Genomic DNA, 12,826 nt, shown 5'->3' on the forward strand with positions numbered 1-12,826 from the left:
GCCAGCCGGGCCCGGTGCGGGGGGCGGCGGCGCTGGCGCTGGGCGGCGAGGTGGGCGCGGACCAGCTGGTCGCGGTCCTGGGCGGAGAGCCGGTCGGCGGGGCCGGCGATCACCGCGCCGGTCGGGGTGAGCACCCAGCAGTCCAGGTCGAGGTCGCCGCCGAGCAGGTCGAGCACCGCGTCCAGTCCGCCGCCGCCGGCCGCCGAGACCAGCAGGCGGTGCCGGTCGACCAGGGCGGCGAGGTCGGCGGCGCGGTCGGCGGAGACCTGGCGGCCGATGAACTCGGTGACGGTGCCGAAGGCGATGTCGTCGGGGACGGCGAGCAGCGGCATCCGGTGCCGGCGGCAGGCCTCGACCAGGTCCTCGGGCACCGGGCCGACCTCGGCCTCGCCGGCCGCCAGGGCCACCGCGCCGCCGGCCGCGAGGGTGCGGACGAAGCGCTCGGAGTCGGCCGGGACGGTGCGCCAGAGCATGCCGGTGAGCACCAGTTCGCCGCCGTGCAGGTAGCGGCCCGGGTCCTGGAGGTCCGTCGTCATCACACCGCTGACCTGCCGGTCCAGCTCTTCCTCGGCCGCGAGCAGGCGCAGTCGCGGGGCGCCGGGGGCGAGCAGGTCACGGACGCGCATCCGCGGACTCCTTAACGGGGGCTTGGGGGGAGGGTGAAGGGGTAACGATAGGGCCTGTCCGGCCGGGCGTCCGCCCGGGTCCGTAGCCCGCGCGTCACGGCCGGATTACGGTCGTAGGTAGCACCCGGCGGACACCTGGGCTGCGAGGTTCTCCTCCTTAGAGGAACGTACAGGATGCCGGGCGGGCTCACAGCCGGGGCTTCATGCCATCGGTGACTGCCAGCGGGCCGCGTCGCGGCGGTTCACTGGGCGACACGCCGCCGGGCACCCGGCGGGCGACGACTTGAGGAGACACCCGCATGGAGTTCCTTCGGCCCGCCACCTGGGACGAGGCACTCGCGGCGAAGGCCGAGTACCCGACCGCGCTGCCCGTTTCGGGCGGCACGGACGTCATGGTCGAGCTGAACTTCGACGTGCACCGGCCATCCGCGATTCTCGACCTGAACCGCATCACCGAACTCGCCGAATGGTCGAACGACGGCGAGGTGGTGAGGCTCGGCGCCGCGGTCCCGTACGCCCGGATCATCGCGGAGCTGTCCGGTCCGCTGCCCGGGCTGGCCCTGGCGGCCCACACCGTCGGCTCGCCGCAGATCCGCAACCGCGGCAGCGTCGGCGGCAACCTCGGCGCGGCCTCCCCGGCCGGCGACTCGCACCCGGCGCTGCTCGCGGCCGGGCGGGACGTGTTCGTCGAGGCGGCCTCGGTGCGCGGCACCCGGCTGATCCCGATCGACGACTTCTACGTCGGGGTGAAGCGCAACCTGCTGGAGGCCGACGAGCTGATCCGGGCCGTGCTCATCCCGGTGGCGGACGGGCCGCAGCAGTTCTCGAAGATCGGCACCCGCAACGCCATGGTGATCGCGGTCTGCGCGTTCGGCTTCGCCCTGCACCCGCGGAACGGGACCGTCGGCACCGGCATCGGTTCGGCCGCCCCCACACCGCGCCGCGCCGTCGAGGCCGAGGAGTACCTCCAGGGCGTGCTCGCCGAGCGCGGACTGTGGGAGTCCGGGGAGCTGCTGGGAGCCGAGGTGGTCCAGCGCTTCGGCGAGCTGGTGAAGGCCGCGGCCTCGCCGATCGACGACGTCCGCGGCACCGCCGACTACCGCCGGCACGCGCTCGCCGTGATGGCCCGCCGCACCCTCACCTGGACCTGGAACGACTACGGCAAGCAGATCAGGAGCGCGGCATGAAGGTCACTTTCACCGCCAACGGCAGGCCCGTCGAGGCCGACGACGTGTGGGAGGGCGAGAGCCTGCTGTACGTGCTGCGCGAGCGGGTCGGCCTGCCCGGCTCGAAGAACGCCTGCGAGCAGGGCGAGTGCGGCTCCTGCACGGTCTACCTGGACGGCCTCCCGGTCTGCTCCTGCCTGGTCGCGGCCGGCCAGGTGCAGGACCGCGAGGTGCGCACGGTCGAGGGCCTGGGCACGGAGGACGGCGAACTGGGCCTGGTCCAGCAGGCGTTCGTCGACGCCGGCGCCGTCCAGTGCGGCTTCTGCACCCCCGGCCTGCTGGTGCAGACCGACGCGCTGCTGGCCGAGGACCCGCAGCCGAGCGACGACGACATCCGCGAGGCGCTGTCCGGCAACCTGTGCCGCTGCACCGGCTACGAGAAGATCATGGACGCGGTGCGGCTGGCCTCGGCCCGCACGTGCGCGGGGACGGAGGGCGCGGCATGAGCGCGCGGACCATCCAGGGGCAGAAGAACCTGCAGAACATCAACCAGGCGGCCAAGGACGGCATCGGCGGCTCGCCGCTGCGCCCGGACGGCAACCTGAAGGTCCGGGGCGAGTTCGCCTACTCCTCCGACCTGTGGCACGAGGACATGCTCTGGGGCACGGCGCTGCGCTCGCCGCACCCCCGGGCGAACATCCTGTCGGTGGACATCTCCGAGGCGCTCAGGGTGCCCGGGGTGTACGCGGTGCTGACGCACGAGGACATCCCCGGCTCGAAGTACTACGGCCTGGAGATCCAGGACCAGCCGGTCCTGGCCATCGACCGGATCCGCTACCACGGCGAGGCGATCGCGCTGGTCGCCGCCGACCACCCGGAGACGGCCCGCCGGGCGGTGAAGAAGATCGCGGTCGAGTACGAGGTGCTCACCCCGATCGTCACCGAGGAGCAGTGCCTCGACCCGGAGACGTACGGGTACGTGCACGAGCCGCACGAGTACAAGTCCCACGCGTACGGCAACATCTGCCACGAGCAGCGGCTGGTCTCCGGCCGCGGCGTGACCGACGAGGTGCGGGCGCTGGCGGACGTGGTCGTCAGCGGCGACTACGAGGTCGGCATGCAGGACCAGGCCTTCCTGGGCCCGGAGTCCGGCCTCGCGGTGCCCGCCGAGGACGGCGGCATCGACCTCTACATCGCCACCCAGTGGCTGCACGTCGACCGCCAGCAGATGGCGCCGGTGCTGGACCTGCCGGAGGAGAAGGTCCGGCTGACCCTGGCCGGCGTGGGCGGCGCGTTCGGCGGCCGCGAGGACCTGTCGATGCAGATCCACGCCTGCCTGCTGGCCCAGCACACCGGCAAGCCGGTCAAGATCGTCTACTCCCGGGACGAGTCCTTCTTCGGCCACGTCCACCGCCACCCGGCGCGGATGCACTACGAGCACGGCGCCACCCGGGACGGCCGGCTGGTCTACGCCGACTGCCGGATCGTGCTGGACGGCGGCGCGTACGCCTCCGCCTCCCCCGCTGTGGTCGGCAACGCGGCCTCGCTCGGGCACGGCCCGTACGTGATCCCCAACGTGCGGATGCATGCCATCGCGCTGTACAGCAACAACCCGTCCTGCGGGGCGATGCGCGGCTTCGGCGCGGTGCAGGCGGCGTTCGGCTACGAGTCGCAGATGGACAGGCTGGCCGCCGCCCTGGGCATGGACCCGGTGGAGCTGCGGCAGCTCAACGCGATGTCCGAGGGCGACTTCATGCCCACCGGCCAGCGGATCGACTCCCCCGCGCCGGTGGCCGAACTGCTGCGGCGGGCCAAGGAGATGCCGCTGCCGCCGCCGCTGGACACCGAGCACCTCGACGTCCGCCGGCTGCCCGGCGCGCTGTCCAACACCTCGCACGGCGAGGGGATCGTCCGCGGCGTCGGCTACTCGGTCGGCATCAAGAACGTCGGCTTCTCCGAGGGCTTCGACGACTACTCCACCGCCCGGGTGCGGCTGGAGGTGATCGGCGGCGAGCCGGTCGCCATGGTGCACACCGCGGCGGCCGAGGTCGGCCAGGGCGGCGTCACCGTGCACGCCCAGATCGCCCGCACCGAGCTGGGCGTCGAGCAGGTCACCATCCACCCGGCCAACACCGAGGTGGGGTCGGCCGGTTCGACCTCCGCCTCGCGCCAGACGTACATGACCGGCGGGGCGGTGAAGCTGGCCGCCGAGGCGGTCCGCCGGGAGCTGTTCGACAAGGGGCGCCGGCGCTACGGCTGGACCCACGACGACCTGGTGCTGGCCGACGGCAAGGTGGTGTCGAAGAGCGCCGGCGCGCTGGTCTCCATCGTCGACCTGCTCGGCGACGAGGCCGTCGAGCAGACCCGCGAGCACCACCACCGGCCCACCCAGGCCTTCGACAAGGAGACCGGCCAGGGCTTCGGCCACGTCCAGTACACCTTCTGCGCCAACCGCGCGGTGGTGGACGTGGACGTGGAGCTGGGCCTGGTCAAGGTGGTCGAGCTCACCGCCGTCCAGGACGTCGGCAAGGCGCTCAACCCGCTCTCCGTGGTCGGCCAGATCCAGGGCGGCTGCACCCAGGCGCTGGGCCTCGCGGTGATGGAGGAGATCATCGTGCGGGAGGGCAAGGTGCGCAACGCCTCCTTCACCGACTACCTGATCCCCACCATCCTGGACACCCCGCCGATCCCGGTGGAGGTGCTCGAACTGCCCGACCCCAACGCCCCGTACGGGCTGCGCGGGGTCGGCGAGGCGCCGACCGTCTCGGCGACGCCGTCCATCGTGGCCGCCATCCGCAACGCCACCGGGCTGGCGCTCAACCGGATCCCGGTCCGGCCGGAGCACCTGACCACCGAACGGCCGCTCTGACGGCCCGAGTTCGTCCTCCCCGGGGCGGCGACCGTCTTCCCCGCCGCCCCGGGGACCCGAGGGCGTCCCCGCCACCCCGGAGGCGTCCCCGTACACCCGCTGCCCTGCCCACGCCGGGGCCCGCAGCGGTGCGCACCACCCTCTGATGCACCACACCCTCTGATGCACCGCGGGCACTCCCCCGCTGCTCATGAGTGCCCCCGTGAGTCGATACGTCCCCCTACGCCGCTTCGTTGACCGGCGGTCAGGTCGGCTCGCCCACCCCAACCCCCTTTGATACTTGGGATGGACATGACCAGAATCCCCACGGAGCCCGGCACCACCGAAGACAGACCCGCCGAGGACGGCACCCGTCCGTCGTCCCAGGACGCCCCACGCCCCACCGGCGCACTGGACGCCTACTTCAAGATCTCGGCCCGGGGATCGACCCTCGCCAACGAACTGCGCGGTGGGGTCACCACCTTCATGGCGATGGCGTACATCATCCTGCTCAACCCGCTCATCCTGAGCGGCGCGGACGCGACCGGCGCCAAACTGGACCCCGCCGCGCTGACCACCGCCACCGCGCTGGCCGCCGCCGTCACCACCGTCCTGATGGGCCTGGTCGGCAACGTGCCGCTCGCCCTCGCCGCCGGGCTCTCCGTCTCCGGCGCGGTCTCCGCGCTGGTCGTCCCGCACACCACCTGGGCGCAGGCCATGGGCCTGTGCGTGATCTACGGCCTGCTGATCGTGCTGCTGGTCGTCTCCGGGCTGCGCGAGCGGATCATGAACGGCATCCCGCTGCCGCTCAAGCACGCCATCACCATCGGCATCGGCCTGTTCGTCACGGTGATCGGCCTCTACAAGGCCGGGTTCATGCACACCGGCGGCCCCACCCCGCTCTCGCTCGGCCCGACCGGCGAGCTGTCCGGCTGGCCGGTGCTGGTCTTCTGCGTCACCCTGCTGGCGATCTTCGTGCTGATGGCGCGCGGCGTCCGCGGCGCGATCCTGCTCGGCATCGCCGGCGGCACCGTGCTCGCGGTGATCGTCAACCGGGCCGCCCACGTGCCCGCCGGGGCCTGGCGGAACTCGGTGCCGGTCTGGCCCGGCAGCCCCGTCTCCGCACCGGACTTCGGCCTGTTCGGCCACGTCGACCTGTTCGGCGCGTTCGGCGGCCACGGCATGGGCGCGATCAGCGCCTCGGTCGCCGTGTTCACCCTGGTGCTGGCCGGCTTCTTCGACGCGATGGCCACCATCATCGGCGTCGGCACCGAGGCCGGACTGGCCGACCGGCGCGGCCGGATGCCCGGACTGTCCAAGGCGCTGTTCATCGACGGCGCGGGCGGCGCGGTCGGCGGCCTGGCGGGCGCCTCCGGGCAGACCGTCTTCGTCGAGTCCGCCACCGGCGTCGGCGACGGCGCCCGCACCGGACTCGCCTCCACCGTCACCGGCGCCCTGTTCGCCCTGATGCTGTTCTTCTCGCCGATCGCCGGGATCGTCCCGGTCGAGGTCGCCTCGGCCGCCCTGGTCGTGATCGGCTCGATGATGATGAGCCAGGCCCGGCACATCGACTGGTCCGACCGCGAGGTGGCCGTCCCGGCCTTCCTCACCTGCGTGCTGATGCCGTTCACGTACAGCATCACCGCGGGCGTCGCGGCCGGCGTCATCTCGTACACCGTCATCAAGGCCGGGCTGGGGCGCTGGCGCGAGCCCGGGGTGCTGATGTGGATCCTCACCGCGGTGTTCGTGGTGTACTTCGCGATCACCCCGGTCAAGTCCTGGCTGGGCGTGCACTAGGCACACCTTCGCGCTGTTCGCACCCGCCTCGGGCAGGGCCTCGGGGCAGGACCGCCTTGGGCACCACCGCCGCCGTACGGGATCGTTTCCCGTACGGCGGCGTCTCCCGCTACTGTCGAAACCGTGTAAGGAGCCTCCCCCATGCAGGACATCGCCGAGCAGCTGCGGGCCTGGCACGCGTCCGGGCGCTCCTTCGCCGTGGCCACCGTGGTCGGCGTCTCCGGCAGCGCTCCGCGCGACCCCGGGGCGGCGCTGGCCGTGGACGCGGACGGCGAGGCGGTCGGCAGCGTCTCCGGCGGGTGCGTCGAGGGCGCGGTGTACGAGCTGTGCCGGGCCGCCCTGGCGAGCGGCGAGCCGGTGCTGGAACGCTTCGGGTACAGCGACGAGGACGCCTTCGCGGTGGGTCTGACCTGCGGCGGCGTCCTGGACGTGTTCGTCCAGCCGGTGGTGCCGGGGGCCGACGCCGGGCTGGACACCGGGATCGCGCACATCGCGGCCGGCACACCGGTGGCCCTGGTCCGGGTGATCGCCGGACCGGGCGGGGCGGGCGGGCTGGTCGGGGCCACCCTGGCGGTCACCGCGGACGGCGTGGCCGGCGCGCTCTCGCCCACCCCCTCGACGGTCGGCGCCCTGGAGCGGGCGATCGTCGTGCGGGCCCGGGCGATGCTGGAGGCCGGACGCACCGGCCGGCTGGTGCTCGGCCTGGACGGCCGCCCCTGCGACGAACACGGCCGGGGCACCGTCACCTGCTTCGTCGAGTCGTACGTGCCCGCGCCGCGGATGCTGGTGTTCGGGGCGATCGACTTCGCGGCCGCGGTGGTGCGGATCGGCAAGTTCCTCGGCTACCACGTGACCGTCTGCGACGCCCGGCCGGTCTTCGCCACCGCCCGCCGCTTCCCGGAGGCCGACGAGGTGGTGGTCGACTGGCCGCACCGCTACCTGGACTCCCAACTCGGCCGGATCGACGGACGCACCGTGCTCTGCGTGCTCACCCACGACGCCAAGTTCGACATCCCGCTGCTGGAACGCGCCCTGCGGCTGCCGGTCGGCTACGTCGGCGCGATGGGATCGCGCCGCACCCACCGGGACCGCGCCGCCCGGCTCCGCGAGGCGGGGCTCACCGAGGCCGAACTGGCCCGGCTGCGCTCCCCGATCGGCCTGGACCTCGGCTCCCGCACCCCGGAGGAGACGGCGGTCTCGGTCGCCGCCGAGATCGTCGCCCACCGGCGCGGCGGCAGCTGCCTGCCACTGAGCGCCTCCGACGGGCCGATCCACCACGACCTGTCGCGCACGGGGACGGAGGGTGACGAGGGCGGCGCGGCCGGCGACCCGGCACCCCGCACCCACGCGGCCTGAGCCGGGAGCGGCTCCGGCACCGCTCACGTTGCGTGGCCACCGGCGCGGCGGGAGGCTGGAGTTGCGGACTCGCCCCGAGCCCGGGGAAGGAGCGGGCATCATGCGCGCCCTGCTGGAGGTCGAAATCGACACCGCGGCCTCGAACAAGCTGATCAGCGACGGAACGATGGCCGAAGGGGTCCAGCGCATACTGGCCCAACTGAAGCCGGAGGCGGCCTACTTCCTCAACCGCAACGGGAGCCGCGGCATGGTCATGGTCGTCGACGTCCCGGACGAGGCCTCGCTGCCGTCCATCGCCGAGCCGTTCTGGACCCAGCTGAACGCCACCGTCGACCTGCACATCTGCATGAACGCGGACGAACTCATGGAAGGACTGAAGCGTCTCGGCCGCTGAGCCGCCGGGCCGTCCCGCCTTAGTCGGTCAGCGCCAGCTTCACGCCGAAGCCCACCACCACCGCGCCGGTCACCCGGTCCATCGACCGCCGGGCGGCCGGCCGGCGCAGCCAGCCGCGCAGCACCCGGGCGAAACCCACCAGGACGGTCGACCAGAGCAGGCCCTCCACGACGTGCACGCAGGTCAGCGCCACACCGGCGGCGAAGTGCGGGACGCCGACCGGGATGAACTGCGGCAGCACGGCCACGTAGAAGACCCCGACCTTGGGGTTCAGCAGATTGGTCAGCGTGCCCCGCCGCCAGCCGTGCGCGAACCCGCCGTCCTCCGGCTCCTCCTCGGCCGCCGCCTCACCGCCCCGGTTGCGCAGCATCCCGATGCCCATCCACACCAGGTACGCCGCGCCCGCCCACCGCAGGACCTCGTACGCCACCTGCGAGGCGGTGAGCAGCGCCGTCACCCCGGCCGAGGTCAGCGTCCCCCAGATCAGCGTCCCGGTCTGGATCCCCAGCACGACGCCCCACGCCTGCCGCCGCCGCCCCAACGCGGAGGTCCGCAGGACGAGCGCCGTGTCGAGCCCGGGCGTGAGCGTGAGCAGCCCCACGACGAGGGCGAAGGACCACAGGGCCGTTGTCATCTCCATGGGCCTCGATGCTCTCACAGCCCCGGAGGAGCGTCGTCAAACGGCCATCGCTCAGTCCGCCGACCCCGGCGGGACGACCCACTCGGTGGAGCGCTCACTCACCCTTTTCCACCGGCCCGGTGAGATCGGGCAGCCCACCGTCCTCGAGCCAGGTCGTGAAGACCTGGCGCTTGCGACGCTTCACCGCATCCTCGAGAGCGGCGTTGACGGTGGCGGTCTTGGTCGTCGTACCGAAGATCTCCGCAGCCTCGGCCAGCAGGTCGTCGTTGATGTCCATCACGGTACGGGCCATGACCAACCTCCCGAGCGAAGCGGGGTCTGCGATATCGCGTTCGACCGTATCCGATATCGCAGGCCCCACGGGGCCCGATCGGCCGTTGTTCACCCGGTCAGGTGACGTTGAGGCGGGCGGCGAGGCGCAGGAGGCCGGGGCTGAGGCGGGAGAGGAAGCGGGCGGCCTTGGCCTCGGGGGTGACGGGGACGACGGGCCTGCCGGTGCGGACGGCGGTCACGATGGCGGTGGCGACCTTCTCCGGGGGGAAGCCGCGGCGGGCGTAGAGCTTCGCGGCGCGGGCCTGCTTGGCGGCCTGCTCGGTGGAGGTGGTGGCGGAGAAGGTGGAGGTGCGGGTGATGTTGGTGTTGACGATGCCGGGGCAGATGGTGGAGACGCCGATGCCGTGGCCGACGAACTCGGCGCGCAGGCAGTCGGAGAGCATGAACACCGCAGCCTTGCTGGTGGCGTAGGCGGTGAGCGCCTTGGACGGCAGGTAGGCGGCGGCGGAGGAGACGTTGACGATGTGGCCGCCCTGGCCGCGGTCGGCCATCAGGGTGCCGAAGGCGCGGCAGCCGTGGATCACGCCCCAGAGGTTGACGTCCAGGACCCGCTGCCACTCCTTCTCGGTGGTCTGCAGGAACGTCCCGGAGTGCCCGATGCCCGCGTTGTTGACCATGACGTCGGGCACCCCGTGCTCGGCCGCGACGGTCTGCGCGAAGGCGTCCACCGCGGCGCCGTCGGACACGTCCACCCGGTAGGCGTGCGCCTGCGGGCCGATCAGCGAGGCCAGTTCGGCGGTGCGCTCGGCGGCCGCGAGGTCGAGGTCGCAGACCACCACCCGGGCGCCGTCCTCGGCGAAGGCGAGCGCGGTGGCCCGGCCGATGCCGCTGCCGCCGCCGGTGACCACGACCAGCCGGCCGTCGCCCTCCTCGGGGCGGGCCCGGCCCTCGTCGGTGCGGGTGGTGAACTCGCGGACCAGTCCGGCCACGGTGGCTCCCTTCTCCAGCAGCGCCGACCAGTGGCCGGCGTGCAGCGTCCTGCGGGTCAGGTTCGGCGCCCAGCGCTCCAGCCCCTCGGAGAGGTAGGTGCCGACGTACCGGTCCCGGGTGAGGGTGATCAGCTGGACCGGCACCTCGGTCGGCCGCTCGCGCGGACTGCCCAGGGTGGGGCGGAAGTTGGCCCGGTACAGCTCGATGCCGCGGACCGCGTCGCGGCGCAGGGTGGGCTGCGGGTGGTCGGCGCGCGGGGTGACGTGCTCCAGGTCGCGCAGCACCCTCGGCCAGGCCCGGGCCAGGCCGAGGCGCCAGACGCCGGGGGCGAGGTAGGGCAGGTGGAAGGCGGTGATGTACCAGGAGTGCAGGCCCTGGTGGAGCAGTTGCCCCAGGTGGCGGGGGGTGGGGCGGCGCAGCCGGTGGCGCAGCCAGTGGCCCATGTGGTCCAGGCTGGGGCCGGACAGGGTGGTGTACGAGGCGATCCGGCGCTCGGCGCCGGGTGCGGTGACGGCCTCCCAGGACTGGATCGAGCCCCAGTCGTGGGCGAGCAGGTGCACCTGGCGGTCGGGGCTGACGGCGTCGGCGACGGCGAACAGGTCCTCGGCGAGGTGCTCCAGGCGGTAGCCGGACCGGTCGGCGGGGGCGGCCGACTCCCCGGCGCCGCGCACGTCGTAGCGGACCACGTGGTGGTCGCGGGCGAGGTCGGCGGCGATGTCGTCCCAGACGGTGTGGGTGTCGGGGTAGCCGTGCACGAGGAGGACGGTGGGGGCGTACGGGTCGCCCTGCTCGAAGACGGCGAGCGGGAGGCCGCCGGAGTGGACGGTCCGGCGGCGGACCGGGGGCTTCGCCTGCGCCTGGGGCTTCGTCGGGAACGTCATCGGGTGGCCTCCAGGGTGGTCGGCTCGGCGGCGGTCGGCTCCGTGTCGGTCTGCTCCGTGGTGGCCGGCTCGGCGGTGGTGGCGGCGGTCCAGCGGCGGACGTGCGGCAGGTCGTCGTCGAGCCAGTAGGCGTCGTCCTCGGTGACCACCAGCAGTTCCTCGAACTTGATGCCCACGCCCCGGAAGCCGATGTGCGGCTCGACCGCCCACAGCCCCGGGGTGGGCGCGTGCCGGGACGACCGCCCGTCGGCCCAGAGCGGCGAACGGCCGTGCAGCCGCTCGGTGACGAGCTCGCGGCCGAGGGTCTGGAGGGTGCGCACGCCGAAGCCGAAGACGTTCACCCCGGCCGGGCCGCGCGCGGTGTTGCGGGTGACCTGGTGGCCGATCACCCGGCCCGGGTAGACCTGGTGGCGGTTGTCGTAGCCGTGCGCGGCGATCTGGGCGTCCACCGCGGCGTACACCTCGGCGAGCGGCCTGCGGGCCCGCACCTCGGCGAGGATCAGCTCGCGGTAGACCTTCAGGTCGGCGGCCAGGCGGTCCCAGGCCCGGTTCTCGCCGACCTTGCCGCCGTAGCCGATGTCGGCGGTGTAGCCGTCCACCACGGGTGCGCAGTCCAGCACGTACGGCATGCCCTCCTCCAGCCGGCGGTTGCCGGCGAAGAACTGGAGCGGGGTGTGGAAGTGCCGGAACGCCGTCCGGTCGCCGAACCAGGCGAAGGGGACGTGGAAGAAGTCCTGCACCCCGGCGGCGACCAGGCGGCGGCGCAGCTCGGCGGTGGTCTGCCGCTCGGTGACGCCGGGTTCGATCCACGCGGCGACCTGTTCGGCGCAGTGGTAGGCGAGTTGCTGGGTCTCGCGGAAGCGGGCGAGGTCGCGCTCGGTGTAGCGGAAGGCGGGGGTCGCTTTCGCCATGGCGGAGCTCCTTCTAGAGGTCGAGCACGAGGGTCTCACCCTCGGCGGCCCGGGAGACGCAGGGCAGCAGGGCGCCGGCGGCGCGCTGCTCGGGGGTGAGCCTGCGGTCCCGGTGGTCGGGCGAGCCGGCCAGCAGGCGGACCTCGCAGGTGCCGCAGAAGCCCTGGTGGCAGGAGTACGGGAGGTCCGGACGGGCCTCGCGCAGCACGTCCAGGGCGGAGCGGTCGGCGGGGACGTCGAGGGTCGGGCCGTCGGTGCCGAGTCGGACGGCGAACGGTTCGCCGTCGGTGACCGGGGCGGCGCCGAAGCGCTCGAAGTGCAGGGAGGCGGCCGGGGAGCCGTCCAGTGCACGCTGCACGGCGGAGAGCATCGGGGCCGGGCCGCAGCAGTAGACGGCGGCGCCGCGCGGGGCGTGGGCGAGCAGTTCGGCACCGGTGGGGACGCCGCCGTGCTCGTCGTCGGTGCGCAGCACCACCCGGTGCGGGTCGAGGGCGCGCAGCTCGTCCGTGTACGGGAGGGTGTCGGCGCTGCGGCCGACGTGCACCAGGCGCCAGTCCAGGCCGTGCCGCTGCGCCTCGCGGGCCATCGGGAGCAGCGGGGTGATGCCGATGCCGCCGGCCAGCAGGAGGACGGCGGGCTCGGCGCAGAAGGCGAAGCCGTTGCGCGGGCGGCGGGCGGTGAGCCGGGTGCCGGGGTGCAGGGCGTCGTGGACCTCGACGGACCCGCCGCCGCCCTCGGGCAGCCGCCGGACGGCGATGCGGTAGGCGGCGCGGTCGGCCGGGTCGCCGCTGAGGGAGTAGTGGCGCTCGCGGCCGGAGGGCAGGACGAGGCGCAGGTGGGCGCCGGGCTGCCAGCCGGGCAGCGGGCCGCCGGAGGGGTCGGCGAGTCGCAACTCGACGACGTCGGCGGCCGGTCGGCGGCGTTCGGCGACGACCAGCTGGAGC

General features: G+C 73.5%; 12 protein-coding genes. 6 read left to right on the forward strand and 6 right to left on the reverse strand.

Annotated elements, in window-relative coordinates:
- Window positions 1-626 (reverse strand): PucR family transcriptional regulator ligand-binding domain-containing protein (locus AE652_RS21600; protein WP_049654026.1); only part of this gene is annotated, 626 nt, incomplete at its 3' end.
- Window positions 627-925: 299 nt separating this feature from the next.
- Between AE652_RS21600 and AE652_RS21605 the strand changes: the two genes are divergently transcribed.
- The 6 genes from AE652_RS21605 (at window position 926) to AE652_RS21630 (ending at window position 8,187) form a co-directional block, all read left to right on the forward strand.
- The gene (locus AE652_RS21605; RefSeq protein ID WP_049654028.1) at window positions 926-1,813 is read left to right on the forward strand and encodes a xanthine dehydrogenase family protein subunit M; all 888 of its coding nucleotides are present in this window, start codon (window positions 926-928) and stop codon (window positions 1,811-1,813) included.
- Window positions 1,810-2,298 carry a (2Fe-2S)-binding protein gene (locus AE652_RS21610; RefSeq protein ID WP_049654030.1) on the forward strand — a complete coding sequence of 163 codons (489 nt, stop codon included), beginning with the start codon at window positions 1,810-1,812 and terminating at the stop codon, window positions 2,296-2,298. The genes AE652_RS21605 and AE652_RS21610 overlap by 4 nt, the downstream gene beginning before the upstream one ends.
- Window positions 2,295-4,661: a xanthine dehydrogenase subunit D gene (gene pucD / locus AE652_RS21615; protein ID WP_049654032.1), complete on the forward strand. Its 2,367-nt coding sequence runs from the start codon at window positions 2,295-2,297 to the stop codon at window positions 4,659-4,661. Before AE652_RS21610 ends, pucD begins: the two co-directional genes overlap by 4 nt.
- A 291-nt stretch (window positions 4,662-4,952) precedes the next feature.
- On the forward strand, window positions 4,953-6,437 hold the full coding sequence (locus tag AE652_RS21620) for an NCS2 family permease (protein WP_049654048.1): 1,485 nt from the start codon (window positions 4,953-4,955) through the stop codon (window positions 6,435-6,437).
- Window positions 6,438-6,578: 141 nt separating this feature from the next.
- Window positions 6,579-7,793: an XdhC/CoxI family protein gene (locus AE652_RS21625; protein WP_049654033.1), complete on the forward strand. Its 1,215-nt coding sequence runs from the start codon at window positions 6,579-6,581 to the stop codon at window positions 7,791-7,793.
- Window positions 7,794-7,893: 100 nt separating this feature from the next.
- Window positions 7,894-8,187, forward strand: coding sequence for a hypothetical protein (locus tag AE652_RS21630; RefSeq protein WP_049654035.1), 294 nt, complete (start codon window positions 7,894-7,896; stop codon window positions 8,185-8,187).
- Between the two features lie 19 nt (window positions 8,188-8,206).
- On the opposite strand, the gene AE652_RS21635 is transcribed toward AE652_RS21630, so the two are convergent.
- From AE652_RS21635 to AE652_RS21655, 5 genes are all read right to left on the reverse strand, one after another.
- Window positions 8,207-8,827, reverse strand: coding sequence for a LysE family translocator (locus AE652_RS21635; RefSeq protein ID WP_049654038.1), 621 nt, complete (start codon window positions 8,825-8,827; stop codon window positions 8,207-8,209).
- A gap of 94 nt (window positions 8,828-8,921) precedes the next feature.
- Window positions 8,922-9,119: a type II toxin-antitoxin system VapB family antitoxin gene (locus tag AE652_RS21640; RefSeq protein WP_049654040.1), complete on the reverse strand. Its 198-nt coding sequence runs from the start codon at window positions 9,117-9,119 to the stop codon at window positions 8,922-8,924.
- 97 nt (window positions 9,120-9,216) lie between these two features.
- The gene (locus AE652_RS21645) at window positions 9,217-10,971 is read right to left on the reverse strand and encodes an SDR family oxidoreductase (protein WP_049654042.1); all 1,755 of its coding nucleotides are present in this window, start codon (window positions 10,969-10,971) and stop codon (window positions 9,217-9,219) included.
- A complete protein-coding gene (locus tag AE652_RS21650; RefSeq protein WP_049654044.1) occupies window positions 10,968-11,882 on the reverse strand; it encodes a M24 family metallopeptidase in 915 nt (304 codons plus the stop codon). The genes AE652_RS21645 and AE652_RS21650 overlap by 4 nt, the downstream gene beginning before the upstream one ends.
- 13 nt (window positions 11,883-11,895) lie before the next feature.
- Window positions 11,896-12,826 (reverse strand): PDR/VanB family oxidoreductase (locus AE652_RS21655; RefSeq protein WP_049654046.1); only part of this gene is annotated, 931 nt, incomplete at its 5' end.

This window comes from Kitasatospora sp. MY 5-36, from assembly GCF_001182915.1.
Classification (GTDB): domain Bacteria; phylum Actinomycetota; class Actinomycetes; order Streptomycetales; family Streptomycetaceae; genus Kitasatospora.